We start from the raw sequence: 25,911 nt of genomic DNA, 5'->3' as shown, positions 1-25,911 counted from the left end.
GAGGCGGCATGGGGCGGCCATGGCCCGCAAACGCAAATCCCGGGGTGGCTCGAACCCCAATCGTCCCCGCTTCTGGGGCAAGCACGCCGTCGCTGCCGCGCTCGACAATCCGGACCGCACGGTCCTGAAGGCCTGGGCGACGCGCGAGGCGGCCAATTTCATGCAATTTCCCCCGCACGTGCAGGTCGTGATGGCCGAAGCGCCCGACCTCGCGCGGCTCGTCCCAGCCGACGCGCCGCACCAGGGCGTGGTGATCGAGTGCGAGCCGCTCGAGGAAATGTGGCTGGGAGACGTGCTCGCCGAAGCCGGCGACGAGGCAATCATCCTCGTCCTCGACCAGGTCACCGATCCGCACAATGTCGGCGCGATCCTGCGCTCGGCCGCCGCGTTCGACGTCGCTGCGATCGTCACGCAGGACCGCCACGCGCCCCCCGAAGGCGGCGCACTGGCCAAGGCCGCGTCGGGAGCGCTCGAGACGGTGCCGTGGGTGCGGGTGGTCAACCTCAACCGCGCGCTCGAGGAAATGGCGGAAGCCGGCTTCTGGCGGATCGGGCTGACGGGCGAAGCGACGCAGACGCTGGCCGAAGCGCTCGGGCCGCAGCGGGTGGCGCTGGTGCTGGGCGCGGAAGGCCCCGGCATGCGCGCCAATGTGCGCGACCATTGCGACGCACTCGCCAAGCTGCCGATTTCCGACGCGATGGAGAGCCTCAACGTGTCGAACGCGGCCGCCATTTCGCTCTACGCCGCGCGCGTCGCCCGCTGATGGTCGCCACGCAGGCCAGCCTCGACAAGTGCCTCGACGCGCTGGCCGGGTGCGAGCCGGCGTTCGCACGGGCGATGGAGACGCACGGACGGCCCGAGCCTCGACTGCGTCCGACCGGGCACGTCACGCTGCTGCGCACCATCGTCGGGCAGCAGGTCAGCGTCGCGGCGGCCAATTCGATGTGGAACAAGCTCGTCGCCCGATATGGCGAGGATCCCGACCTTGAAGCCATTTCTCTCGCCAGCGACGAGGAGATGCGCGCGGCGGGTCTTTCGCGGCAGAAAGCGGGCTATGCGAGGAGCCTCGCAGGGCTCGTGCACTCGGGCGAACTCGACCTCCACTCCCTGCCCGCGGACGACGAGGAAGCGATCGCCCAGCTCACCAAGATCAAGGGCATCGGCCGCTGGTCGGCGGAAATCTACCTGCTGTTCGCCGAAGGGCGGCCGGATGCGTTTCCCGCAGGCGACCTTGCCGTGCAGATCGAACTGGGACGGATGCTCGAGCGGCAGGAGCGCCCGCCCGAGAAGCTGGTGCGCGAATGGGCCGAACCCTGGCGTCCGCATCGCGGGGCTGCCGCAATCCTCGCCTGGCACAGCTATAATGCGCCGCCGCTGACTTGAGGCGCGCCGCCTACTGACGGCGAACGTCGAGGTCGCGGAAGATGCGCGGGCCCTTGTCGGCGCGCAGCGGCGCCATGCGCCCCCCCTCCCCGCCCTTTCGCCCGACGAGGAAGACGCCGCGAGCTGCGGGCTTTTCGGCAGGCGACTGGCCGGCGTGGCGGATCGCGAAGGCAAGCATCGGAAGAAGCAGCTGGCGCCCCTCGACGACCGCGATCTGGGCCTGGGCGAGCGCGAGGCGCGCCGTTCCGCGCAGGGCGATGTCCGAATAAGGTTCGATGACCGGTGCGGGCGGCTTGCCCTTGCCGAGATCGGGATGGCCCAGAAAGGCCTCGATGGCCTGGTCCTGACGGGCGCCGGCCATGATCAGCGCGACGTCGATCGTCGGCGCGCGTGCCGCCCCGGCGCCGCGATTGGCGATCATCAAGTCGTAGTCGATCAGCAGTTCGCTCTCGGTCAGCGTCGCACGGGTCGCTCGCGCTTCGACATGGAGTTCCGGCAGGATACGCGTCGAGATGAGGCCCGAGGTTGCGGGTTGCGCGGGAGCGGGCGCCGGAGCCGGCGCAGGCTCCGGGAGCGGCGCGGCGACTCGCTCTGCGATCGAGGGGCCCTCGAACGCCAGTTCCTCGCGCTTCCGGCGCGAAAACCACCAGTATCCGGCAGCGCCCGCCGCCAGCAGCGCGGCGATCCACCACCACGTCACAAACGCGCTTTCGGGTCCCATCGTCGCATCGCTTTCGGTTCCGGCGAGGCCAGGCTGCCCCGACATCGGCGCATCGAGCAGGTCGTCGTCGAGAACGGGCGGTTCGAGCGGGGCGGGCGCGACTTGCGAACCGTCGCTGGAGACCGGCGTATCGGGCGCGATGACGGGTGAGGGCGTCGGAGCCGAACTAGCCGGCGCGGGCGCGGGAGTCGGCGCACTGGAGGCTGGGTCCGGCCTTGCAGGCGTCGGCGCAGGGCTCGGCGCGGGGGCGGGGGCCGGCGCGGGCGCGGGGCGCGGCGTCCGGGCCGGTGTCCCGCCGAGCGAGAAGTCGCGCAGGCTGTCCGGACCGACCGCGTCCTCCGTCTGCTGCTGTGTCCCGCTCCCGGGCGCGGGGATGGCGACGACATTGCCCTGCCCGGCGGGCGCAGCTTCCTGCGCGGCGAAGGCCGCCGGAACGGCGGTCATGCCCACGGTGGCCAGCGCGAGCCGGACCGCCCAAACCCTAGTCGACAACTTCAAACCCTCCCGGAAAACGAATTGGCGCTGCCCTCGCAGGGGCGGTGCGCGCGAGTCAATCCCGTTGCGGCCTAGCGAGCGTCGACAAGGACGATTTCCGCCTCATCTCTCTGCGATTCGACGCGAATTTCGGTCTCGCCCGTGATCGCGACGCCGTCGCGCGGCCCCGCCTCCACCCCGTTGACCCGCACCGGTGCAGACGCGACGAGATAGAGGTGGCGCGACGGGTCGGCCTCGTACGTCACCGCGCCGCCGCCCTTCACCGTTGCACCAAGGATGCTGGCGTCAGCATGAATGGTGAGAGCGCCGTCGTCGTGGGTCCCGCTGGCGAGCAGTTGGAATGCGCCCTCGCGCTCCTCCTTGGGAAAGGGCATCTGGCCCCATTGCGGCGACGCGGACGGCTTGTCGGTCTCGATCCAGATCTGGAACAGCGTCGTCTCCTCGTCCTCGAGGTTGTATTCGGCATGCATCACGCCGGTGCCTGCGCTCATCACCTGCACGTCGCCAGCGCCGGTGCGGCCCTTGTTGCCCATCGAATCCTGGTGGCTGATCGCACCGGTGCGGACATAGGTGACGATTTCCATGTCGCGGTGCGGGTGGGGGGGAAAGCCGCTCCTGGCCGCGATGCGGTCGTCGTTCCACACGCGGATCGCGCCCCAGCCCATGCGCTCGGGATCGTGATAGTTGGCGAAGCTGAAATGGTGGCGGGCGTCTAGCCAGCCATGGTCGGCGTGGCCGAGCGAGGCGAAGGGGCGGATGTCGATCATGGCTGGAGAGATGGGGACGCTTCCCCCTCGCCTCAAGCCTCGCGCAGCTCCGCAGCGTAACGGGCGGCCTTTTCGGCGTAGTGGGCGGCGGACACGCGCAGCATCTCGACCTGCTCGTCGGTGAGCGTGCGCACGACGCGGGCGGGCGAGCCGACGATGAGGCTGCGCGCGGCGAATTCCTTGCCCTCGGTGACCAGCGCACCTGCGCCCACGATCGACTGCGCGCCGATCACCGCACCGTTGAGGATGCGCGCCCCCATGCCGACCAGCGCCTCGTCGCCGATGGTGCAGCCGTGGAGGATCGCCTGGTGTCCGACGGTCACGCGAGCGCCGAGGGTCAAGGGCGCGCCCGGGTCCGAATGGCCGATCGCGCCGTCCTGGAAATTGGTCTCCTCGCCGAGGATGATGGGGGTGTTGTCGGCGCGGATGACGGCACCGAACCAGACGCTCGCGCGCGCGCCCAGCCGCACGTCGCCGATCAGGTCTGCCGAAGGTGCGGCCCAGGCGCCCTCGCCCAGCTGCGGCGCGTCATTTCCGATTGCGTAGAGCGTCATGCCCAACCCCTAGCCGCGCGCGCTTCCCGAGTCCAAGCCGGAACGGGCCCGCCGTTAACCCTATTTTTGCGATCTGCGCGCTAGATTGTTCCGGCTCGGGATCGAAATCGCGTCCCGCAGAGGGTGCGCGTTGGAACCGACAAGGGAGCGGCCCGATGAATTTGTCCAACGGACGCCAGACCGAACGCCAGACGATGAACGGCGACGTGCGCCTGCGCGAGCCGGGGCGTCCGCGCTACCCGGCATCTATCCTCGACCTGTCGACCGGCGGTTGCCGCATCGAGATCGCGCGCACCATGCAGGTGGGCGATCATTGCTGGATCGGCCTGCCGGGAATCGAGAGCCTCCCGGCGCGCGTCCGCTGGACCGACGGCTGGACTGCAGGCGTGTCTTTCGAGCACACGCTGCACCCTTCGGTGCTCGCGCTGATCGCCAGTCGAATGGGCTGCGGCAGCTAGAATCGCCCGTCGACTCGTTGCGAAGAAATGGTGCCCAGGAGAGGACTCGAACCTCCACGCCCTTTCGAGCGCCGCCACCTGAAGACGGTGCGTCTACCAATTCCGCCACCTGGGCACAGGAGCGTGATCGCTAGGTAGGGGGCGGCGCTTAGAAGGCAAGCCGCGCTTGTGTCAACACGCATTCGCTGCCGCATCCCCCAAAAGTGCAGATTTGCCTTTTCCCGCCCGCGCTTGCATCGTCGCCCTTCGCTCGGGGGACTTCGCGATGATCCTGGATCAGAACAAGTGGCTGCGCCTGTCGATGGTGCTCGCTTTCTATTTCACACAGGGCGTGCCGACCGGCCTGTTCCTGACCGCCGTTCCGGCCTGGATCGCGTCCAATGGCGGCTCGACCATCGCCACCGGACAGGTCGTCTCGGCCTACATGCTGCCGTGGATCTGGAAGTTCCTCACCGCCTTCGTGATGGACCGCTACACCTATTTGCCGATGGGCCGCCGGCGCGCCTGGATCATCGGCGCGCAGAGCCTGCTGGTCCTCGTGTTCCTCGCCAGCGCCGTAATCGAGCCCCCGGTCGGCAACGTCGCGCTCCTGTCCGCCATGGCACTCGCGGCGGGTTTCGCTGCCTCGACGCAAGACGTCGGGATCGACGGCCTGTCGGTCGACATCCTGCGCGAAGAGGAACGCGCGGTCGCCGCGGGCCTGATGTTCGGCGCCTCGACGCTCGGCATCTCGGCAGCCGCCTTCGCGGGTGGGCAACTGATCGCAAACGTCGGCATATCGGCCGCCTACGTGGCCGCGGCCGTGACGGTGGGCACGGTGCTCGTATTCGGCATGGTCGTGCGCGAGCGCGAGGGCGAGAAGCTTCTCCCCTTCTCGCCCGGCTCCGCGCACCCGCGCAACCTCCATATCCAGGTCGAGGCGTGGTGGCCGCTGCTCAAGCATAGTTTCCGCGCGCTGCTGAGCGTGGCGAGCATCGCCTTCCTCGCCGTCTTCATGATGAGCTCGATGCCGTTCGGGGTCGCGGAGACGTTCCACCCGGTCCTGACGACGCAGACCGGCGGCTGGTCGCAGACCAACTACACCAATACCGTGTCGGCGGCCGGGCTCGCCTCCGGGCTCGTCGCGATGGTGGTCGGCGGGTGGAGCGTGTCGAAGATCGGCGAGAAGAACGCGCTGATGATCCTGTTCGTCCTGCTGGCGATGCTCGCGGTAGGGTTCGGCTTCCTCCACGAGCGCTGGGACGAGAAGGCCATGCTGACCGCCATCATCTGGGGCATCGAGGCGATCGGTCTGATGCTGATCGTCGCGGGCATCCCCATCGCGATGCGGCTGTGCAACCCGTCGGTCGCGGCGACCCAGTTCACCATCTACATGGCGCTGAGCAATCTGGGCCGTCCGATCGGCGCGGCGATGACAACCGGAATCATCGCGGTCAGCGTGCCGCAGAACGTCTATTTCGCGCTGGGCGGCGTGAGCGTCTTGGCGCTTGTCATCCTGTGGTTCACTCGCTTGCCGGCCGAGGCGCCCGAAGCCGTCGCAGCGATCGAGCGCGACCTGCCGGTGGTCGAGGAGGAACCGGTGCCCGACCTGCCGGGCGGCTGACATCGGCCCTTGCCAGCACCCCCCGCTTGGGGCCAAGGGAGCGGCACGCATTCACCCGTTCGACAAGAGATGGACATGACCAACGACCCTCGCATCGTCACCCTCATCGGCGGTGGTGGCTTCATCGGCCATTATGTCGCCGAGGCGCTGCTCAAGCGCGGCGTGCGGCTGCGCGTGGCGCAGCGTCGCCCCAAGCGCGCGCACGACCTCCAGCCGCTCGGCAATGTCGGGCAGGTCATGCTGATGGCCGCCGACATCCGCAATCGCGAGAGCATCGCGCGCGCCGTTCAGGGCGCCGACGCGGTGGTCAACCTCGTCGGCACGTTCGACATCGGCCAGAGCGAGGCGCTCCACGCCGAGGGCGCGCGCATCGCCGCCGAGGAAGCCGCCAAGGCTGGCGCCAAGGCGTTCGTCCAGCTGTCGGCGATCGGTGCCGATCCGCATGCCTCGTCAGTCTATGCCTCGACCAAGGGCAAGGGCGAGGAAGCCGTCAGGAAGGCCTTCCCGGGCGCGACCATCCTGCGTCCCTCGACCGTGTTCGGGACCGAGGACGAGTTCACCAACCGCTTCGCGCAGATGGCGGGCCTGCCGATCCTTCCCGTGATCGCGCCAGCCACGAAATTCCAGCCGGTGTTCGTGCGCGACCTCGCCGAGGCGATCGCCAAGGCCGCGCTCGAGCCCGAAACCTATGCCGGCACCAGCTTCGACATCGGCGGACCCGAGGTCATGACCATGCGCCAGCTTAACGAGAAGGTCGCCGCGATGGCGGGCCGCGATCCCGAGATCGTCGAGGTGCCCGACTTCATCGCCTCGGGCATGGCGAGCCTCGGCTTCCTGCCGGGCGCGCCGCTGACCCGCGACCAGTGGGCGATGCTCCAGTCGGACAATGTCTGCCATCCGGATTGCCGCGGCCTCAAGGCGTTCGGCGTCCCCGCAACCGCGATGGAGGACGTCGCGCCGCGCTGGCTGTCGCGTTACCGGAGCGGCGGCCGCTTCGCCGTGTCCGCCTGATCCGACGGAGCGTTCATGTCCACGGTCCTGCTCGTCATCATCCTCGGCATCGTCGAGGGCCTGACCGAATATCTCCCCGTCTCCTCGACCGGCCACCTCATCCTCGCGACCGAGCTGATGGGGTTCAGGGCGCAGGACTGGGCGCTGTTCAACGTCGCGATCCAGCCGGGCGCGATCCTCGCGGTGGTGATTCTCTACTGGAAGACCTTCTGGGGCGTGCTCACCGGCCTGTTCGAGCGTAGCGCGGGGGCGATCGCCTTCACGCGCAACCTCCTCGTCGCCTTCTTCCCGGCGGTCGTGCTCGGGCTCGCACTGGGCGAACAGATCGACAATCTCCTCGAGAATGCCGTGGTCGTGGCCTGGGCGCTGATCATTGGCGGCATCGCCATCCTCGTCATCGAGAAATGGGCAAACCCGCCCGCGCGCCCCGACATTCCCGAAGACCAGGTCGGCGGCGCGGTCGCCACGATGAGCCTTGGCAAGTCGCTCACCGTCGGCCTCGTCCAGTGCCTTGCGATGATCCCGGGCGTGAGCCGATCGGGCGCGACCATCATGGGCGCGATGGCGCTCGGCATCGACCGCAAGACCGCCGCCGAATTCAGCTTCTTCCTGGCCGTCCCCACGCTGACCGGCGCGACCGTCCTCCAGCTCTACAAGGCGCGCGACGCGGTCACCGTCGACGGGTTGCAGTGGATCGGGCTCGGCGCTTTGGTCAGCTTCGTCGTCGCCTACGTGGTGGTGAAGGCCTTCATTTCGATCGTCACCCGTTACGGATTTGCACCATTCGCCTGGTATCGCATCGTCGTCGGGGTAATCGCGCTTGTCTGGCTCGGCGCCATCTGATTTGGTGGGCGCAACCGAATCCTGACTTTTTCCGGGGGGAAAGAATGAAAATTGTGAGCCTGGGCGCCGCGGCGCTCGCCCTTTGCTGTGCCTCGCCGACGCTGGCGCAGTCCGGTCCGAGCGAGACCGACCTCGCCACCGGCGTGGTCGAGGCGATGTGGCCCGACGGCACGACCGACAAGATGATGGACCAGATGTTCGGCCAGATGATGGACCAGATCATCGCCGCGCAGCTCGACGCGGGCGGCGAAGTGGTGATCGAGATGGTTCGCGCGCGCGCCGAGGCGGCGGGCGAGGACCCGGCCGAGATGGAAGCGATGCTCGAGGGCATGAGCGTGCGCGAGATCATGGAGATGGTCGACCCGCATTACGCCGAACGCATGCAGATCATGTCGCGCATCATGGGCGAGGAGATGCGCCCGATCATGATCGAGATGGAGCCCGGCATGAAGGCGGCCTTCGCGGGCGCGCTGGTGCGTCACTACGAGGTCGAGGAACTCGAGGCCGCGCACGACTTCTTCACGTCGCCGATGGGCAGCCGCTTCGCCAACAAGATGATGCTGGCCTACATGGACCCCGACTACATGAACGCGATGATGAGCGAGATGATGCCGCGCCTGATGCAGATCATGCCCGATGTCGCGAAAAGACTGGTTGCCGAAACCGCTCATTTACCGCTGCCCGGCAATGAGGGCGGCATCCAGACCCTGCCGACGGTACCCAACACGGAGAACGACCAGTGAAGACGATCCTCAAGACCAGCCTCGCCGCGCTCGCCCTGACCATGGCGACCCCGGCGCTCGCCGCCGACATGGGCGAAGCGACCGAGATGCAGGCGATGGACGATGCGCGCCTCGCGCTGGCGCATGACGCTGTCGACCTGTGGTGGCCAGAGGGCACCGCCTACGGCTTCGTCGATTACATGGTCGGGCCCTTCGCGGACCACATGCTGACGACGCCGATCGCCCAGCTTGCCGAGGAATTCGGCGCGGCGGACATCATCGCGAGCTTTATGGAAATGGGACAGGCGATGAAGGAGCTCGAGGGCCCGGAAACATGCGAGGAGGGCGAGGAGTGCCCGGCCAAGCCCGAGCTGACGCCCGAGCAGATGGAAGCGACCGCGAACATGATGATCGCGATGATGGGCGACAAGACGCTTAAGGACATCGTCGCGGGCAAGGATCCGCATTTCGAGGAGCGCGTCACAATCTTCCGCGACGTGGTGCGCGAGCAGCTGCCCGCGATCCTCGCCGATGCCGAACCGATGGTGCGTGACGGGCTGGCCCGTGCCTTTGCCGGACGATTCACCGACGCCGAACTGAAGTCGATCGCGACCTTCGCCAAGACGCCCGCGGGCAAGAAGTTCGCGAGCGAAATCTGGAAGGTCGGCTTCGCGCCCGAATATTTCGGCGGGATGATGAAGGCGATGCCGACGCTGGTGAAGGGCATCAAGCCGATGGGCGAGACGCTCGAGGCGCGCATGGCGCACCTGCCGCCGATGTTCCCCGAGCCCGAGCCCGATTGCGTCAGCGAGGAAGACGCCGCCGAGATGGCCGATGACGAGGATGCGGCCGAGGTCGAGATCTGCGTCGACGAGGTCGAGGAAGAGGAGGTCGTCGAGGACGACGCCTGAACGCGTTCAGCCACGATCAAGGCACACCCTTTCACTCTGCTCCCGAGATTTTCTCCAACGATTCGGGAAGGTTGTCGATGGACAGGGTGAAATGGGTCGCCGGTGTGCTGGCGATGGCGAGCATGGCGCCAGGCGCGGCGCTCGCCGAAACACGAGATGACCGGCGCGACGAAGTCGTGGCCGAGATGTCGGACGAGCTCGGCACGATGCTCGCCGATCCGGCGCTCCCGGACCGCATGGCGGCGATGACGCTGGTGCTCGCCAAGATGCTCGAGACGATGCCGGTCGGCGAGATCGAGGCCGCCATCGAGGGCCGCGAGCCGACCCCCGAGGAACGCGCCGAGCGGCTCGAGGTCGATGGCCCCGCCATGGCCGACGAGATGCGCACCGCGCTCGCCGACAACCAGGATACGCTGCGCGCTTCGGCGCGGGGCCTGGCGCTGGCGATGCCGCATCTCTTGGCCGCGATCGACGAGATGCGCGCCGCGGTCGAGCCGACGCTCGACGACGACTAGGCTCGCCTCGCCCGTTAACTTTCGATTTCTGGGGATAAGTCGCGCGTGCCTTATGGACGCGCGCGGCAGGCCTTTTTATGGCTTGGGGCCATGTGGCAGCTCTTCCAGTTTCCCCTGTGTCCCTTTTCGCGGAAAGTCCGGCTCGTGCTGGGCGAGAAGGGCGTCGCGCACGAGTTGAAGCGCGAGAACCCGTGGGAGCGGCGCGACGAGTTCGTCGACATGAATCCCGCGGTCGAGACGCCCGTGCTGGTCGAGGACGAGCAGGGCATCACGCTGATCGGCTCGCAGCCCATCGTCGAATATTTCGAGGAAACGGTGGACAAGGCGCCGATGCTCCACGGCAATGCCGCCGCGCGCGCCGAACAGCGCCGGCTCGCCGAGTGGTTCGACCAGAAATTCTACCGCGAGGTGGTCGGGCCGCTAATGCACGAGCGCATGATGAAGCGGCTCGTCGGTCGCCAGTCACCCGACACCAACGTGTTGCGCCACGCGATGCGGGTGGCCAACGGCCACCTCGACTATTGCGACTATCTCCTCGACCACCGCCGCTGGCTGGCGGGATCGAGCCTCAGCCTCGCCGACTTCACCGCAGCCGCGCATCTCAGCGTGATCGACTATCTCGGCGCACTCGACTGGCGCGGGCACGAGCAGACCAAGAACTGGTACGCGGTGATGAAATCGCGCCCCTGCTTCCGCCCGCTGCTGGGCGAGCGAATGGACGTCATCGTCCCCCCGCAGCACTACGACAAGGTCGACTTCTAGGGCCGCGTGGCGCTGAAAATGTAATTCAGCCGCAAATCCTCGCTCAGGTGCAGCCCCTTCATCGGGCTGGCCGCAATCCCCATGATCTCGCCCATCTCCAGCCCCGCCGCGGCAAGCAGGCCGCGCATCGCTTCGGGGTCGATGAACTGGTCGTAATCGTGCGTGCCCTTGGGGATTTTCCCCATCCCTTCGGCGAGCGTGATGGTCAGGAATCGCGACCATTCGGTGCGATTGGGGGTCGACATGATGAGGAGGCCGCCCGGCGCGAGGTGCTTTTTGAGCGCCTTCACGAACGCCGCGGGGTCGGCGACATGCTCGATCACCTCGAGGCAGGTGACGAGGTCGAACGTGCCGGCGAGTTCATCGAGGTCGCCCGCGCGATAGTCGATCGACAGGCCCATGCCGGCCGCGTGCGCCTTCGCTGCCTCGATCAGTTCGGGCGCGGCGTCGATCGCGGTAACCTGGGCGCCGAGCCTCGCCAGCGGTTCGGCGAGAAGGCCAGCGCCGCAGCCGACGTCGAGCGCGCTGCGCCCGGTCAGCGGGCGGAAGCGATGTTCGTCGAGGTCGAAGTGGCGGTCGATACAATCGCGGATGAACTGGAGGCGCACCGGCTGGAGCTTGTGCAGCATCGCGCTGTCGCCGTCCGGGTCCCACCAGTCGCCCGCGAGGCTGCCGAAATGCGCCGCTTCCGACGCCACGATGCTTGTCTTGCCCATGCCAGATGCCCTAGCAGGACGCGCCCGCAACGACCATGAGGAAAGACGCCGCTTCGCCTATGCCCCGTATCGTGATGAAATTCGGCGGCACGTCGATGGCCGGGATCGAGCGGATCCGCCACGTCGCCCAGCTCGTCGAGCGCGAGGCCGAAGAGGGCAACGAAGTGCTCGTCGTCGTCTCGGCGATGGCGGGCGAGACCGACCGGCTGGTCCAGTTCTGCAAGGAAGCCGCCGCCTCACACGATCCCACCGAATATGACGTGGTGGTCGCCAGTGGAGAGCAGGTCACCGCGGGGCTGCTGGCGATGACGCTCCAGAACATGGGGCGCAAGGCGCGCAGCTTCATGGGCTGGCAACTGGTGCGCGCAAGCGGGGTCCACGGCAATGCGCGCGTCGACAAGGTCGAGAGCGACCTTCTCTCCGAAGCGCTGACCGGCGGCACGATCTGCGTCATCCCGGGTTTCCAGGGCGCGACCGAGGACGGGCGCCTCGCCACGCTCGGGCGCGGCGGTTCGGATACCAGCGCGGTCGCCATCGCGGCCGGCGTGGGCGCGGATCGCTGCGACATCTATACCGACGTCGACGGCGTCTACACGACCGACCCGCGCATCGTGCCCAAGGCTTCCAAGCTCGCGCAGGTGACGTTCGAGGAGATGCTCGAACTGGCAGGCGCGGGCGCGAAAGTCTTGCAGGTGCGCTCGGTCGGGCTCGCCATGCGCGAGAACTTGCCGCTGCGCGTCCTGTCGGCGTTCGAGGACAAGACGGGCACCGAAGTGGTCGCTCAACTGGGAGAGGATATGGAACGCACCGCCATCGCAGGCATCGCCGCCGATCGGAACGAGGCGCGCGTCACCCTGACCGGCATCGCCGATGAAACCGGGTCGCTCGCCAAGGCGATCGCACCGCTCGCCGAAGCCGCTATTCCCGTCGACATGATCGTCCACGCAGCCACGCAGGGCGTGGGCAAGAGCGACCTCAATTTCACCGTGCCGCGCGCGCAGCTGGCCAAGGCGCTGGCGCTGCTCGAGGCGCGCAAGGACGAGCTCGGCTTCGAGGGCATCAAGAGCGACGACCGTGTCGCCAAGGTTTCGATCGTGGGTGTGGGGCTGCGCTCCGACCCGGCGCTCGCCTCGCTGATGTTCGAGACATTGGCCGAGCGGCGCATCAACATCGCCGCCGCCTCGACCGGCGAAATCCGCGCCAGCGTGCTGATCGACGAGAATGACGTCGAACTGGCGGTGCGCGCACTCCACAAGGCCTACGGGCTGGACGACGATAATCAGGGGAATTGACGAATGAGCGGTGAAGGGCTGATCGCCAAGACGCGCACCATGCACGGCACCTCGGGGCATCTGCGCCTCCAGACCTTGATGAAGCGCGGAACCGATTTCCTCGGATGCGAGCACGCCATCCTTGGCGGCGCGATGAGCTGGATTTCCGAGCGCAACCTCGTCTCGGCCATCTCCAATGCCGGCGGGTTCGGGGTGATCGCGTGCGGCGCGATGCCGCCCGACCTGCTCGACAAGGAAATCGCCGCGACCAAGGCGATGACCGACAAACCCTTCGGCGTGAATCTCATCACCATGCACCCCGATCTGGACGAACTGATCGACATCTGCGCGCGCCACGAGGTCGGCCATGTCGTGCTGGCGGGTGGGTTGCCGTCGGGCAAGTCGATCGAGCGGATCAAGGCAAGCGGCGCCAAGCTCATCGCCTTCGCGCCCGCGCTGGCGCTCGCCAAGAAGCTGAAACGCTCGGGCGTCGACGCGCTGGTGGTCGAGGGCATGGAAGCGGGCGGCCATATCGGGCCGGTCTCGACCAGCGTGCTCGCGCAGGAAATCCTCCCCGTCATGGCGGAAGAGATGCCGGTGTTCGTCGCAGGGGGCATCGGGCGCGGCGAGGCGATCGCGGCCTATCTCGAAATGGGCGCGGTCGGCGTCCAGCTCGGCACCCGCTTCGTGTGTGCCGACGAGTGCATTGCGCACGAGAATTTCAAAAAAGCCTTCCTCCGCGCCTCCGCCCGCGATGCGATCCCCTCCGTCCAGATCGACCCGCGCCTGCCGGTCATCCCGGTGCGCGCGATCAAGAATCGCGAGATGGAGAATTTCGCCGCCAAGCAGCGCGAGGTCGCGGGCCTGCTCGACGCGGGCACGATCGAGATGGCCGAGGCGCAACTCCAGATCGAACATTATTGGGCCGGCGCATTGAAGCGCGCGGTGATCGACGGCGACGTCGAAAGCGGCAGCGTGATGGCGGGCCAGTCGGTTGGGATGGTCAAGCGCGAGGAACCGGTCGTCGACATCATCGCCGAACTGGTCGACGAGGCGGCCGCCGCGCTCGAAGCCCGCGGCTAGGCGGCACGCGGCGCGCGCACCGGACAACGCACCGGCTTCGGGCCTTCGCCACTGTCCCTGCCGATCCCTGCAAGCAGTTCGTCCTCGCGATCGAGCCAGGCCCGCAGTTCTCCGAGCATCAACCGCGTCTCGATCCTGAAGCTGCTGCGGTCCGCGCGGATATGCTCGCCCCCGCTCCAGCGGCGGGTGAAGACGTGCGCGATCCCCGAAAGGCCCCTCGCCTCGCCGCGCAACCGTTCGACCAGCCGACGACCTTCGGCACCGGCGCATTCGCCCAGGACCGGGTAGAGATGTTCGCCGTTGCGCGCGAGGTGGCGGGTGACGAGCCCCATCAGCCGCGCGATGTCGAGCGCGAGGATGGCGCAATCCGCCTCATCGGCGCGCTCGACCCGGACATCCTCGTCCAGCCGTCCTTCCACGTGGTCGATGAGGTGCGCGAGCGCGAGGTGGCGTTCGTGGACGAGGAGCGCGGCCTCGTCGCACGCCAGCCGCTGCCCCCTTGAGAGGAGGGCCGAAGAGTCGCTGGAAGGCGAATGGCTTGCCGTCTGCATGATCGACCCCAACGCACGGGCTGCGGCAAGTTTCGCGATTATCCGAACCGATACGGATCAATCCGCGCGCACATTTCACCGAAAGATCATGCGGCCCTCATGGCTTTCACCACATCATCGGCAAGGCTCCGGGCTCGTTCAATTTCCATGGAGTCACGACGATGCGAATCCTCACCTCCCTTTCGATCACGGCGCTAATGCTGGCGACCGCCGCGATCCCGGCACCGGCCGGAGCGTCCCGCCAGGCTGTCGCATCCGCGGTCCGCGACGACGCGGCGATCCGGGCCGAGCTCGCAGCGATTCTCGCCGATGCCTACGACGTCGACGGGCCCGGCGGGGCGGTGATCGTCACCAAGGGCGGGAGGACGATCTTCCACGCCGCTCGGGGAATGGCGGATATCGAGGCCGGCCGGCGGATGGTCCCGACCGAGCGCTACTTTCTTGCCTCGATCAGCAAGGCGATCAGCGCAGCGACGGTCGCGAGCTTGGCCGAGGACGGCCTCCTCTCGCTCGACGACCCGATCGGCAACCATGTCGGCGGCTTCAATCCAAAGGTGGCCGGCGCGACGATCCGCCAACTGCTCAATCACACATCGGGAATCACCGACATCACCAAGCAGCCCGGCTGGATCGAAGAGAACAAGCATCGCTCCTTCTCCAGCCAGCAGATCGTCGACATGCTCTCCGCGCTGCCGGCGAAATCCGAGCCCGGCGAGCGGTTCGAATATAACAATAGCGGCTACATGCTGCTCGGCGTGATCATCGAGAAGGTCACCGGCAAGCCTTGGACCGAGGCCATGGCGACGCGCGTCGCGGGCCCGCTGGGGCTTACGTCGCTGATGGAAAACGAGGTGACCATGGTCGGCTATGACGGCCCCGACGCGTCGGCGGCGGCGGTGCCGGCGTTCGAGGACAAGGGCATCGCCGGGGCCGCGGGCGGGCTCAGCGGGTCGCTTGCCGATCTCGCGACCTTCGCAAACGCCCTTTATCACGAGAAATTGCTTGGCGCGGAGATGACACGCGAAGCGCTGGCCATGCCCCGGCTGGCGAGCGGCGAGGAGTCCCGCTACGGCTTCGGCTTCCGCATCGGCCAGCTCTACGGCGGCAAGACCTATTTCCAGGGCGGCGCGATGGACGGGGTGCGGACCGAAATGCTCTACGTCCCCGAAGGCGACGTGGTCGTCGCGGTCTTCGCCAACAGCACCAGCCCCAAGAGCCAGCCCCGCGCGCTTGCCGAGCGCATGGCGGCGGCAGCGATGGGGCGGCCGTTCCCGATATTCGTCGAAGAGCCGCTCGACATCGCACGGGCCAAGCCGATGATCGGCACCTACGAGGTCGAAGGCCGCAAGATCCAGTTCCTCGAACGCGACGGCAAGCTGTGGTTTGCCGCCGAAGGATCGAGCGCGCTCCCGGTGACCTATTTCGGCGAGCGCCGCTTCTTCTTCGAGAAGGAGCGTGGCGACTGGTTCGAGTTCGTGCGCGGGCCTGACGGCGGGCCGATGCTGCGATTCCATGACGCAGCCTACGAAGAGCCGGTCGACGCGCGCCGGATCGGCGGTATCGAGGAAAGCGTCGTCATCGATCCGGGTCGGCTCGCGGCCCTCGTCGGCGCTTATCGGATGGAAACCGACGTCGTCGTCCATGTCGAGAAGGATAACGAGGGCAAGCTCACGTTGCGCCAGGACGGCAAGGAGGAATCCATGCCGCTGCGGGCACTGGACCAGGCCATGTTTGCCGTCGACGGCACGCCGATGAAGCTGGAATTCATCGGTGAGGGCAGCAGGGTCGAAGAGGTGAAGCTCTATCGTGGTGCGCGGGAGATGACGGGACGCCGTGTCGAATAAAGACGCGGCCCTCGCTTCGACCGCGTGACAGCGGTGGCGGCCGTCTGCTAGCGCACATCCATGCCGCAGACCGCCGCCTCAGCCGCCCGCGAAATTCTTACCGGTCTCCACGACCTGATGGCGAGCCGCGGCTCGACGCAGGCGAAGCTCGACAAGGTCGTCGACATCATCGCCGAGGCGATGAAGAGCGAGGTCTGCTCGATCTACGTCCTGCGCGACAACGCGCTCGAACTTTACGCCACGCACGGCCTCAACAAGGGCGCGGTCCACGTCACGCGCCTGCGCATGGGCGAAGGCCTCGTCGGCACGATCGCCGAACAGGGGCTTATCCTCAACCTCGACGAGGCGTCGAGCCATCCGCAATACGCCTATCGTCCCGAGACCGGAGAGGAAGATTTCCACAGTTTTGCGGGAATTCCGATTGTTCGGCGGGAGGAGCCGATCGGGGTGCTTACCGTGCAACACGAGGACACGCGCCGCTACGAGGATGTCGAGATCGAGGCGCTCCAGACGGTGGCGATGGTGCTTTCGGAACTGCTCGCGAGCGCGGGGATCGCGGACGGGACACGCGGGCGCGCGCGGGACACGGGGGCACAGACGCTGGTCGGGCTCAAGCTGGTCGCGGGCATGGCCAAGGGCGCCGCGGTGTTCCACCAGCCCAAGGTCACCGTCGAGCACACCGTCGCCGAGGACACCGAAGCCGAGCGCGCGCGGGTCTATGCCGCGTTCCGCAAGATGCGCGACCAGATCGACCACATGACCCGCGAGGCCGAATTCGGGGTCGCCGGCGAGCACGAGGAGGTCCTCGAGACCTACAAGATGTTCGCCTACGACGAGGGTTGGGCGCGGCGGATCAACGAGGCGATCGACAGCGGCCTGACCGCCGAGGCCGCGATCGAACGCGTCCAGCAGCGCACGCGCGCGCGGATGCAGGAAATCGACGATCCGTTGCTGGCCGAGCGGATGCACGACCTCGAGGACCTGTCGAACCGGTTGATGCGGATCGTCGCGGGCCGCTTCGGGACTGCAGCCCAGCAGGGCCTCAAGGAGGACACGATCCTCATCGCGCGCAACCTCGGGCCGGCCGAACTGCTCGACTACGACCGGCGCCGCCTGAAGGGGGTCATCCTCCAGGAAGGCTCGCTGACCGCACACGTCACCATCGTGGCGCGCGCGATGGGCGTGCCGGTCGTCGGCCGCATCGACGACATCCGCCACATCGCGTCCGAAGGCGACCCGATCCTGGTCGACGGCGACCAGGGCTCGATCGTGGTGCGCCCCAGCCGCGCGGTCACCCACACGTTCGACCAGCGCATGGCCACGAGCCAGAAGCGCCGCGCCGAATTCGCCGCAATCAGGAACAAGCCGGCCGAGACCACCGACGGCAAGCGCGTCACGCTGATGGTCAATGCGGGCCTGTCCGAGGACGTCGCCCAGCTCGATATCGTGGGGGCCGAGGGCATCGGCCTGTTCCGCACCGAATTCCAGTTCCTCGTCGCCGCGACCCTGCCCGGACGCGAGAGCCAGCTGAAGCTCTACAAGGAAGTGCTCGATGCGGCGGGCGACAAGCCGGTCGTGTTCCGCACGCTCGACATCGGCGGCGACAAGGCGCTGCCTTACCTGCAGGACGTCAAGGACGAGGCCGAGAACCCGGCGATGGGCTGGCGCGCGCTGCGCCTGTCGCTCGACCGTCAGGCGCTGATGAAGGCGCAGGCGCGCGCCTTGCTCGAGGCAGCGGGCGGGCGGCACCTCAAGGTGATGTTCCCGATGGTCTCCGAACCGTGGGAGTACGAGGAAGCGCGCGCCCTGTTCGAGGAACAGGTCGAGTGGCTGCGCAAGAAGAAGCGGATGCTGCCCACGGTCACCGAATATGGCTGCATGCTCGAGGTGCCGAGCCTTGCCGAGATGCTCGACATCCTGCTGCCGCGCCTCGACTTCCTGTCGATCGGCACCAACGACCTCACCCAGTTCCTGTTCGCCGCCGACCGCGCCGAGCCGCGCCTTGCCGAGCGCTACGACTGGCTGAGCCCGGCCATCCTGCGCTTTCTCAGGCGCATCGCGGTCCAGGCGAAGGAAGCCGACGTTCCCGTGCGCGTGTGCGGCGAAATGGGTGGTCGCCCGCTCGAGGCGCTGGCGCTGATCGGCATCGGCATCGAGAACTTCTCGATCACCCCCGCCGCGGTCGGTCCGATCAAGGCGATGGTCCGCTCGCTCGACGCGGGCGAGGCGAAAAAGGAGCTGGACCGGTTGCTCGCCAAGCCCCCGCGCGACCTGCGCAAGACGCTGCTCGCGTGGGCGAAGCGGCACGACGTGGTCCTGGGCTGACGAAACCCGCGATTTCACAGGCGGTTGGCCATTGACTGGCGGCGCGCTCATGTCGATTGTGCGTGCCGGGCGTAGCCGTGAATCTGCGGGGAGTGGGGTATGGACGACGACAGCGTGATGCAGGACGAGCTTCCGGGCGTGGTGCCCGTGGGCGAGAGGCTGCGCGAGGCCCGCGAGGCCAGGAAGCTGTCGGTCGAGGACCTCGCGACCAGCACCCGCATCCCCAAGCGCCACTTGCAGAGCCTCGAGGCCAGCGACTGGGAGAAGCTTCCCGCGCCGACCTATACGATGGGATTCGCCAAGTCCTATGCCGCCGCGGTCGGGCTAGACAAGGAAGAGGTTGCCGCCCAGCTGCGCGAGGAATTGGGCGGGTTCCGCCCGGTCCAGCACGACATCGAGGGTTACGAGGTCAGCGACCCCAAGCGCGCCATGCCGCGCTGGCTGCTGGTCGCCGCCGTCCTCGCGGTGATCGCCGCGATCGTGCTGTTCAGCTGGCTCAACGACCGCCGCCTCGCGGGCGAGGACGTGCGCGCCGACGAGGTGCTCGAGGCGGCGACCGCCGACCCGCAGACGGCCTCGCTCCAGCAGGCCGACAACGTTCTTATCATCGCCAACGAGCCGGTCGACGTGCGCATCGTCAACGGCAGCGAGGTGCTTTACGAGGGACGGCTGGCGAGCGGGGAAAGCTTTGTCGTGCCCGCCGACGCCGCCGCGCCGATGCTTGACGCGTCAGACCCGGCGGCCCTGCGCATTGCGGTGGGTACCGCCGACGCCCCCGCCATCGGTCCGTCGGGGAGCCCCGTCAGCGGCGTGAGCCTGCTCGGCACCGACCTGCTCGCAGGACCGCAGGCGCAGGCCGCCCCTTCGACCACGCCCTCGCCTGCGCCGGCGACGACGCAGCGCGCGCCGGTTCGCCCCGCTGCCAATTCTCCCTCGCCGACTCGCTCGACGCCGCCGCCCGCCCCGGCCCGTCCGGCCACGCAGCAGGGATCGACGACCCCGCCGTCGGCGACCGCCACGCGCCCGGCCAACAGCCCGACGTCGAGCCAGTCGGACACGTCGCCGCCCGCCGCGCCGCCGCCGTCGCCTTCGCAGGGCGCGAGCGACACCGCCGGCGAATAGGTTCATCGGCGGGCAAGCCCCGCCGCGCCACCATCGCACCACGTTCAAGAAGACCCACCAAGGACCCGTCATGAAATTGAAGACTCTCGTTCTCCTCGCCGCCTCGTCCGCGCTGGTCGCGCAACCCGCTCTCGCGCAGGACAGCCAGAGCAAGCGCGAACGCGAGAATCGGGAGCGCGTCGAACGGCTCGAGAAGCAGGTCCGCCAGATGCAGAAGAAGGTCTTCCCGGACGGCCAGCCGGCGGACACGGCGGGTTTCTACGACGAGCCGGTGGCGACCCGCTCGTCGGTCGACCTGTTGACCGGGCGCATCGATGCGCTCGAACGCCAGATGGCGACCCTCATCCGCAATTCCGAAGAAGCCCAGTACCGCCTGGGGCAGATGGAAGCCGAAGTCGCGCGCCTGCGCGCCGCGCAGGAAGTGGCCGCGACCCGCGCCGCGCTGCCCCCGGCCGAGACCGCGCCGCCGCCTGCCGAACTGATCTCGCGCCCGAAGGTCGAGACCGAGACCGCCGCCCTGCCCGCCCCCGCGCCCGCGACGACGCCCGCCATGGAATCGAGCGATCCCGATTTCGAAGCGGCGGGCGAGGATGCCTACGACCGCGGCTACCAGCTGTGGAATTCGGGCAAGTATGACGAGGCGATCACGGTTCTGCGCGCGATGGAGAACGCCTTTCCCGGTCACCGCCGGGTGAGCTGGGCGCGCAACCTCGTCGGGCGTTCGCTGCTCGACAAGGGCCAGGCGCGGGCCGCCGCCGAGGCGCTTCTCGCCAATTACCGCACCGACCCGCAGGGCGAGCGCGCCGCCGACAGCCTCTATTTCCTCGGCCAGGCGCTGATGAAGCTGGGCCAGGCGGGCCAGGCCTGCAAGGCCTATGACGAACTCGCCGACGTCTATGCCGGCAAGATGCGCTCCTACCTCGTCGAGCGGCTCCCGGGCGCGCGCGCCGAGGCGAAGTGCGGCTGATTCCGTGCCCATCTCCAAGGCTGCCAAGGAGCGCTTCGAGACGTCCGTCTCGAAGCTGCTGAAGGACGACGAGAAGCTCGGCCTTGCCGTCTCCGGCGGTCCCGACAGCCTCGCCCTGCTCGCGCTCGCCCACGCGGTGATGCCCGACCGCATCGCCGTCGCGACGGTCGATCACGGCCTGCGCGCGGAGGCGAAGGACGAGGCCGCGATGGTGGTCGAGCTGTGCGAGAAGCGGGGTATTGCCTGCGAGGTGCTGACGGCCAAATGGGCAAAGCCGCCCAAGACCAACGTGCAGGCGCGCGCCCGCCACCAGCGCTATGCGCTGCTCGCCGACTGGGCGCGGCGCGAGAAATTGCCGGCCATCGCCACCGCGCACCATGCCGACGACCAGGTCGAGACGTTGCTTATGCGGTTGCTGCGCGGCGCGGGCGTCTCGGGCCTGTCGGGCATCAAACGGGTGCGGCGTCTGTCGCCTTCGCTGCGCATCGTGCGCCCGCTGCTCGATTTCCCGCGCGAGGACCTGCTCCAGGTGGTCAAGGCGGCGCGCATGACGCCGGTCGAGGATCCGTCCAACGAGGACGACCATCATGACCGCGTCCGGCTGCGCAAGGCGTTGTCCCAAGCCGACCTTGGCGACCCGATGCGGATCGCGGCGACTGCGCGCTACCTGGCCGAGGCCGACCGCGCGCTCGACTGGATGACCAACGGGCTCGCCGACATCCGCCTGACGGGCGAAGGCGACGCGCTGCTGCTCGATCCCGAGGGCCTCCCCCGCGAGATCATGCGCCGCCTGATGCGGATGGGGATCGCCCGGCTCGGCGACCGGCCGCCGCGCGGGCCCGAGCTCAACCGGCTGATCGTCGGGCTCACGCAAGGGCGGACCGCAACGCTGGGGACGCTCAAGTTCTCGCCCGCGGGCAAGCAATGGCGGATCGAGAAGGCCCCTGCGCGCAAGGGCTGATTCGACCGGCGGTCATTGTCGGGAAAGCTTGCGCGCCCTATCTTGTGGTCAAAGGCCCCGCGAAGGCGGCCGCCCACTGACCGAGAAGTAGCCGCAACCCATGGAAAACAAGCCGCAGGACCCGAACAACCCGCCGCCGCCGCAGAACAGCTGGACGAGGTCGCTGTTCGTGTGGATGGCGATCATCTTCGGGCTGGTGCTGTTCGTGCAGGCACTCTCGCCCTCCGATCCGGCCGAGACCGGCGAGGCGATCGCCTATTCCGACTTCATCACCCGCGTCGACGACGGCGACGTGCGCTCGGTGACGATCGCGGCAGGCCCGACCGGCAATGCCACGATCGCGGGGACGATGGACGGCGGCGAGAAGTTCAAGACGGTCGCGCCGGCCGACGCCAACGTCACCGACCGGCTGCTCGGCAAGGGCGTGGCGGTGCAGGTGCGCGAAGAGGAACAGTCGAGCTTCTGGCTGATCCTGCTCTACCAGTCGCTGCCTTTCGTCCTGATCCTGGGCATCAGCTTCTTCGTCATCCGCCAGATGCAGAAGAATGCCGGCGGCGGCGCGATGGGCTTTGGCAAGTCCAAGGCGCGCATGCTGACCGAGAACAAGCAGAAGGTGACGTTCGAGGATGTCGCGGGCATCGACGAGGCGCGCGAGGAGCTGCAGGAGATCGTCGAATTCCTCAAGGATCCGGGCAAATTCGCCCGGCTCGGCGGCAAGATCCCCAAGGGCGCGCTGCTGGTCGGCTCGCCCGGCACCGGCAAGACGCTGCTCGCACGCGCCATCGCGGGCGAGGCGGGCGTGCCCTTCTTCACCATCTCGGGCTCGGACTTCGTCGAGATGTTCGTCGGCGTTGGCGCGAGCCGCGTGCGCGACATGTTCGAACAGGCCAAGAAGAACGCGCCGTGCATCGTCTTCATCGACGAGATCGACGCGGTCGGGCGCCATCGCGGCGCGGGCCTGGGCAACGGCAATGACGAGCGCGAACAGACCTTGAACCAGCTGCTGGTCGAGATGGACGGCTTCGAGGCCAACGAGGGCATCATCATCATCGCGGCGACCAACCGTCCCGACGTGCTCGATCCCGCGCTGCTGCGCCCGGGCCGGTTCGACCGGCAGGTGGTCGTGCCGCGTCCCGACATCGAGGGCCGCGAGAAGATCCTGCTCGTCCACATGAAGAAGACCCCGCTCGCGCCCGACGTCGACGCCCGCGTGATCGCGCGCGGTACGCCGGGCTTCTCGGGCGCGGACCTCGCCAATCTCGTCAACGAGGCGGCGCTGATGGCCGCGCGGCGCGGCAAGCGCCTCGTCGCGATGAGCGAGTTCGAGGACGCCAAGGACAAGGTCATGATGGGCGCCGAGCGCCGCTCGATGGTGATGACCGAGGACGAGAAGAAGATGACCGCCTACCACGAGGCGGGGCACGCGGTCGTCGCGCTGCACGAGCCGGCTTCGGACCCGATCCACAAGGCGACCATCATCCCGCGCGGGCGCGCGCTCGGCATGGTCATGCGCCTGCCCGAACGCGACAGCTATTCCTACCACCGCGACAAGATGCACGCGAACATGGCGGTCGCCATGGGCGGGCGCGTCGCCGAGGAAGTCATCTTCGGCCATGACAAGGTCTCGTCGGGCGCGAGCGGCGATATCCAGTACGCGACCAAGCTGGCGCGCGACATGGTCACCCAGTGGGGCATGAGCGAGGAAATGGGCCCGATCCAGTACGAGGAGCAGCAGGGCGAGACCTTCCTCGGCTACTCGCAGAGCCAGGGCATGCATGTCAGCCAGGAGACCGCCAAGAAGATCGACGCGGAGATCCGCAAGCTGGTCGAGCAGGGCTACGCGCGCGCCAAGCAGGTATTGACCGACCATGGCGACGAGCTCGAAACACTTGCGCAGGCGCTGCTCGAATACGAGACGCTGTCGGGCGAGGAGATCAAGACGTTGCTGGGCGGCGGCGAGATCGATCGCGGCGGGCCTTCGCAGCCCGCATTGCCCTCGGCAGGGAGCTCGATCCCCAAGGCCAAGCGGCCCAAGCCCGGCGGCATCGGCGGCCCGGCAACCGCCTGAGTGTTCGCCGGCTCACGAAACAAGGGGCGGTGCCGTGCGGCATCGCCCCTTTTTCGTCGCGTCAGCTGACGACGCCGATCAGCAGCATCAGCGCTGCGAACATGGCCAAGACCGCGACCGAGAAGATGCTCAGGAGGAAGGTTCGCGCGATCGCGCCGCGACGCGACAACTGGTAGGCACCGCGCAGCTGGCGATACATGTGGAACGGCGGCACCAGCAGCAGGAACGGGATCAGCCCGCCCCCGATGCCGACCGTCACGAGCAGCCAGGCGACGAGGACCAGGAGCATCATGAAGCTGAGCGAATAGGTCACGAAGACCGCGTGGTCGTACATCTTGAAGCGGCGGTTGAACGGAAACAGCAGCCACATGAAGGGCAGCGACAAGGGGATCAGCAGCCAGCTCAATTTGTAGGCCTTGGTCTGCACCTTGTAGAGGTAGAGGCTCGGGTTGGACTCCGCTTTCTGGATCTGCTCGTCGAGCACGTCCCAGCCGCTCATGCCGAAGGTGATCTTCGGGGATTTTTCGACCGGCTTCTCGCCCTTGAGTTCGGCGAGGTGGGAACGCGCGCGCGACAGTTCGGCCTTCACGCCGGTCCTTGCGCCCGAAATGCCCGGGAAATCTTCCTTCTCCAGCTCGGCAAGATTGGCCTCGATCTCGGCGACGACCTTCTCCTGCGCTTCGACGCTGGTCGCGACCGTCGCGGGGGAGCCGATGCCGGATTCGTCGATGTCCACGTCGCCGATCGAGACGACGAAGGCGAACATCGCGACGACGGTGAACAGAAATACCGCGATCGGCGAGATGTAGCGCGCGCGCTGGCCGTGGACGTAGCGGCGGGTCAACTCGCCCGGATGCCACAGCAGCATCGGGATGGTGCGCCAGAACTTGCCGTCGAAGTGGAGGATACCGTGAATGAAGTCGTGCGCGAGGCCCTTCAATGTGCGGTGGACATGCGCCTTCTGGCCGCAATGGCAGCAGAAATTATGTCCTTCGAGCGGGCTTGCGCAGTTGAGGCAGTCGCCGGGGCCCGGGATCTTCTCCCCGCCCTTGCCGTCGGCCACCGGTTCGATCGCCCGCCCGAGCATGCCGCCGCCTACCAGTTCGCCGGCGGCTTCGAATTCGCCCATTCCCAAAATCCCCCTCGTCGCGTCTTGCCCCAATACTACACCCAAGCGGTGGCGCGGGCCAAGGCCCCATGCTAGCCAACCGCCATGGCGCGCATCGGACTTTTGGGCGGCAGCTTCAACCCCGCGCATCGCGGGCACCGCAGGATCAGCCTCGACGCCGCGCGCGCCCTGGGGCTCGACGAGGTATGGTGGCTGGTCTCGCCGGGCAATCCGCTCAAGCCCGCAAAGGGCATGGCCCCCTACGAGGCGCGGCTCGCCTCGGCGCGCGAGATGGCCAAACGCTCGCGCATCCGCGTGTCGGATTTCGAACGCGAGGCAGGCACGCGCTATACCGTCGACACGCTCGACGCACTTCTCAAGCGGTATCCGGCGCACGATTTCGTGTGGCTGATGGGCGAGGACACTGTGGCCCAATTTCACCAGTGGAAGGACTGGCGCAAGCTTGCCTCGACGGTGCCGATTGCAGTGCTATCGCGCCCGGGCTATGATGACGATGCCCGCGCGGCGCGCGCGATGGGCTGGCTCAGGTGGTTCGTCCGTCCCTCGGCCATGGCGAAAAAGTGGACCGAATGGAGTGTTCCGGCGATTACCTTCCTGAGGCTCCCGCCCGATCCGACCTCCGCTACCCGCCTTCGCGCGCAAGACCCGACATGGCATCAACGCTACGCCGATGCGCCCGCGCATCGCGAGAAGGAGTGACCTTGGCCCAGACCGATACGGCGCCAGCCGGAACCACCGCCCGGCCCCCGGCCGACGCGCAGAGCATCGAGAATCTTCACCAGCTCGTGCTCCAGAGCCTCGACGACGATCAGGCCGTCGAAGTGGTGACCATCCCGCTCGCGGGCAAATCGACCATCGCCGACCACATGGTCATCGCCAGCGGCCGTTCGACCCGCCAGGTCGCCGCGATCGCGCAGAAGCTGGCCGAACGGGTCAAGAAGGAAACCGGCCGCCCGGTGCGGGTCGAAGGTCTTCCGACGGCCGACTGGGTACTGATCGACATCGGCGACGTGGTCGTGCACCTGTTCCGCCCCGAAGTGCGCAGCTTCTACAACCTCGAACGCATGTGGGCCTTCGACGACGAGGCCGCGCCGGCGCCCGCCGGCACCGCCTGACCCTCGGACGGGGG

Annotated in this window: 26 protein-coding genes and 1 tRNA gene; 20 read left to right on the top strand and 7 right to left on the bottom strand. The window is 67.8% G+C overall.

Annotated elements, in window-relative coordinates:
- Window positions 1-19 precede the first annotated feature (19 nt).
- Entirely contained in the window at window positions 20-763 is a 744-nt protein-coding gene (gene rlmB, locus NNY25_RS03380) for a 23S rRNA (guanosine(2251)-2'-O)-methyltransferase RlmB (protein WP_265569942.1), read from the top strand.
- Window positions 763-1,383, top strand: coding sequence for a DNA-3-methyladenine glycosylase family protein (locus NNY25_RS03375; protein WP_265569941.1), 621 nt, complete (start codon window positions 763-765; stop codon window positions 1,381-1,383). The genes rlmB and NNY25_RS03375 overlap by 1 nt, the downstream gene beginning before the upstream one ends.
- Before the next feature lie 10 nt (window positions 1,384-1,393).
- Here NNY25_RS03375 and NNY25_RS03370 read toward each other — a convergent pair whose 3' ends face one another.
- From NNY25_RS03370 to NNY25_RS03360, 3 genes are all read right to left on the bottom strand, one after another.
- The gene (locus NNY25_RS03370) at window positions 1,394-2,548 is read right to left on the bottom strand and encodes a hypothetical protein (protein WP_265569940.1); all 1,155 of its coding nucleotides are present in this window, start codon (window positions 2,546-2,548) and stop codon (window positions 1,394-1,396) included.
- Window positions 2,549-2,670: 122 nt separating this feature from the next.
- On the bottom strand, window positions 2,671-3,366 hold the full coding sequence (locus NNY25_RS03365) for a pirin family protein (RefSeq protein ID WP_265569939.1): 696 nt from the start codon (window positions 3,364-3,366) through the stop codon (window positions 2,671-2,673).
- 32 nt (window positions 3,367-3,398) lie between these two features.
- A complete protein-coding gene (locus NNY25_RS03360; protein ID WP_265569938.1) occupies window positions 3,399-3,920 on the bottom strand; it encodes a gamma carbonic anhydrase family protein in 522 nt (173 codons plus the stop codon).
- A gap of 155 nt (window positions 3,921-4,075) precedes the next feature.
- On the opposite strand from NNY25_RS03360, the gene NNY25_RS03355 reads away from it, so the two are divergent.
- Complete coding sequence (locus NNY25_RS03355) at window positions 4,076-4,378, top strand: PilZ domain-containing protein (protein WP_265569937.1); 303 nt, start codon at window positions 4,076-4,078, stop codon at window positions 4,376-4,378.
- A 28-nt stretch (window positions 4,379-4,406) separates the two neighbouring features.
- Here the strand turns inward: NNY25_RS03355 and NNY25_RS03350 are convergent.
- Window positions 4,407-4,493, bottom strand: a tRNA-Leu gene (locus NNY25_RS03350).
- A gap of 150 nt (window positions 4,494-4,643) precedes the next feature.
- Here NNY25_RS03350 and NNY25_RS03345 point away from each other — a divergent pair.
- The 7 genes from NNY25_RS03345 (at window position 4,644) to NNY25_RS03315 (ending at window position 10,745) form a co-directional block, all read left to right on the top strand.
- Window positions 4,644-5,981 (top strand): MFS transporter, encoded by a 1,338-nt coding sequence (locus NNY25_RS03345; RefSeq protein ID WP_265569936.1) that lies wholly within the window; start codon window positions 4,644-4,646, stop codon window positions 5,979-5,981.
- Window positions 5,982-6,056: 75 nt separating this feature from the next.
- On the top strand, window positions 6,057-6,992 hold the full coding sequence (locus tag NNY25_RS03340; protein WP_265569935.1) for a complex I NDUFA9 subunit family protein: 936 nt from the start codon (window positions 6,057-6,059) through the stop codon (window positions 6,990-6,992).
- Between the two features lie 15 nt (window positions 6,993-7,007).
- Window positions 7,008-7,835 (top strand): undecaprenyl-diphosphate phosphatase, encoded by an 828-nt coding sequence (locus tag NNY25_RS03335; RefSeq protein ID WP_265569934.1) that lies wholly within the window; start codon window positions 7,008-7,010, stop codon window positions 7,833-7,835.
- 44 nt (window positions 7,836-7,879) lie between these two features.
- Complete coding sequence (locus tag NNY25_RS03330) at window positions 7,880-8,578, top strand: DUF2059 domain-containing protein (protein WP_265569933.1); 699 nt, start codon at window positions 7,880-7,882, stop codon at window positions 8,576-8,578.
- On the top strand, window positions 8,575-9,468 hold the full coding sequence (locus NNY25_RS11565) for a DUF2059 domain-containing protein (protein ID WP_265569932.1): 894 nt from the start codon (window positions 8,575-8,577) through the stop codon (window positions 9,466-9,468). Before NNY25_RS03330 ends, NNY25_RS11565 begins: the two co-directional genes overlap by 4 nt.
- Window positions 9,469-9,545: 77 nt before the next feature.
- Entirely contained in the window at window positions 9,546-9,983 is a 438-nt protein-coding gene (locus NNY25_RS03320; RefSeq protein ID WP_265569931.1) for a hypothetical protein, read from the top strand.
- A 90-nt stretch (window positions 9,984-10,073) separates the two neighbouring features.
- Window positions 10,074-10,745 (top strand): glutathione S-transferase family protein, encoded by a 672-nt coding sequence (locus NNY25_RS03315; RefSeq protein ID WP_265569930.1) that lies wholly within the window; start codon window positions 10,074-10,076, stop codon window positions 10,743-10,745.
- Here NNY25_RS03315 and ubiG read toward each other — a convergent pair.
- Window positions 10,742-11,461 (bottom strand): bifunctional 2-polyprenyl-6-hydroxyphenol methylase/3-demethylubiquinol 3-O-methyltransferase UbiG, encoded by a 720-nt coding sequence (ubiG, locus tag NNY25_RS03310; RefSeq protein ID WP_265569929.1) that lies wholly within the window; start codon window positions 11,459-11,461, stop codon window positions 10,742-10,744. The two genes, NNY25_RS03315 and ubiG, sit on opposite strands and share 4 nt — an antisense overlap.
- 59 nt (window positions 11,462-11,520) lie before the next feature.
- On the opposite strand from ubiG, the gene NNY25_RS03305 reads away from it, so the two are divergent.
- Both NNY25_RS03305 and NNY25_RS03300 read left to right on the top strand, forming a co-directional pair.
- Window positions 11,521-12,753: an aspartate kinase gene (locus NNY25_RS03305; RefSeq protein WP_265571454.1), complete on the top strand. Its 1,233-nt coding sequence runs from the start codon at window positions 11,521-11,523 to the stop codon at window positions 12,751-12,753.
- A 39-nt stretch (window positions 12,754-12,792) separates the two neighbouring features.
- Window positions 12,793-13,815 carry an NAD(P)H-dependent flavin oxidoreductase gene (locus tag NNY25_RS03300; protein ID WP_265571453.1) on the top strand — a complete coding sequence of 341 codons (1,023 nt, stop codon included), beginning with the start codon at window positions 12,793-12,795 and terminating at the stop codon, window positions 13,813-13,815.
- Here the strand turns inward: NNY25_RS03300 and NNY25_RS03295 are convergent.
- Window positions 13,812-14,366, bottom strand: coding sequence for a hypothetical protein (locus NNY25_RS03295; RefSeq protein WP_265569928.1), 555 nt, complete (start codon window positions 14,364-14,366; stop codon window positions 13,812-13,814). The genes NNY25_RS03300 and NNY25_RS03295 overlap by 4 nt on opposite strands.
- Window positions 14,367-14,527: 161 nt before the next feature.
- Here NNY25_RS03295 and NNY25_RS03290 point away from each other — a divergent pair, with 161 nt between their 5' ends.
- The 6 genes from NNY25_RS03290 to ftsH all read left to right on the top strand — a co-directional run bounded on the left by NNY25_RS03290 (window position 14,528) and on the right by ftsH (window position 23,653).
- Complete coding sequence (locus NNY25_RS03290) at window positions 14,528-16,210, top strand: serine hydrolase domain-containing protein (protein ID WP_265569927.1); 1,683 nt, start codon at window positions 14,528-14,530, stop codon at window positions 16,208-16,210.
- A 60-nt stretch (window positions 16,211-16,270) separates the two neighbouring features.
- Entirely contained in the window at window positions 16,271-18,535 is a 2,265-nt protein-coding gene (ptsP, locus tag NNY25_RS03285) for a phosphoenolpyruvate--protein phosphotransferase (protein WP_265569926.1), read from the top strand.
- A gap of 99 nt (window positions 18,536-18,634) precedes the next feature.
- The gene (locus NNY25_RS03280; protein WP_265569925.1) at window positions 18,635-19,657 is read left to right on the top strand and encodes a helix-turn-helix domain-containing protein; all 1,023 of its coding nucleotides are present in this window, start codon (window positions 18,635-18,637) and stop codon (window positions 19,655-19,657) included.
- Between the two features lie 70 nt (window positions 19,658-19,727).
- Window positions 19,728-20,624 carry a tetratricopeptide repeat protein gene (locus NNY25_RS03275; RefSeq protein ID WP_265569924.1) on the top strand — a complete coding sequence of 299 codons (897 nt, stop codon included), beginning with the start codon at window positions 19,728-19,730 and terminating at the stop codon, window positions 20,622-20,624.
- A 4-nt stretch (window positions 20,625-20,628) separates the two neighbouring features.
- Complete coding sequence (gene tilS, locus NNY25_RS03270; RefSeq protein ID WP_265569923.1) at window positions 20,629-21,585, top strand: tRNA lysidine(34) synthetase TilS; 957 nt, start codon at window positions 20,629-20,631, stop codon at window positions 21,583-21,585.
- A gap of 100 nt (window positions 21,586-21,685) precedes the next feature.
- A complete protein-coding gene (ftsH, locus tag NNY25_RS03265) occupies window positions 21,686-23,653 on the top strand; it encodes an ATP-dependent zinc metalloprotease FtsH (RefSeq protein WP_265569922.1) in 1,968 nt (655 codons plus the stop codon).
- 61 nt (window positions 23,654-23,714) lie between these two features.
- On the opposite strand, the gene NNY25_RS03260 is transcribed toward ftsH, so the two are convergent.
- Window positions 23,715-24,782: a DUF3667 domain-containing protein gene (locus tag NNY25_RS03260; protein ID WP_265569921.1), complete on the bottom strand. Its 1,068-nt coding sequence runs from the start codon at window positions 24,780-24,782 to the stop codon at window positions 23,715-23,717.
- 84 nt (window positions 24,783-24,866) lie between these two features.
- On the opposite strand from NNY25_RS03260, the gene NNY25_RS03255 reads away from it, so the two are divergent.
- The gene (locus NNY25_RS03255) at window positions 24,867-25,481 is read left to right on the top strand and encodes a nicotinate-nucleotide adenylyltransferase (RefSeq protein ID WP_265569920.1); all 615 of its coding nucleotides are present in this window, start codon (window positions 24,867-24,869) and stop codon (window positions 25,479-25,481) included.
- Window positions 25,433-25,897: a ribosome silencing factor gene (gene rsfS / locus NNY25_RS03250; RefSeq protein WP_420854306.1), complete on the top strand. Its 465-nt coding sequence runs from the start codon at window positions 25,433-25,435 to the stop codon at window positions 25,895-25,897. Before NNY25_RS03255 ends, rsfS begins: the two co-directional genes overlap by 49 nt.
- The last annotated feature ends 14 nt before the right edge of the window (window positions 25,898-25,911 follow it).

The sequence above is a fragment of the Sphingomicrobium nitratireducens genome (assembly GCF_026157035.1).
GTDB classification, from domain to species: domain Bacteria; phylum Pseudomonadota; class Alphaproteobacteria; order Sphingomonadales; family Sphingomonadaceae; genus Sphingomicrobium; species Sphingomicrobium nitratireducens.
Note: the sequence above shows the minus strand (reverse complement) of the source record. Positions and strands in the feature narration are given on the sequence as shown.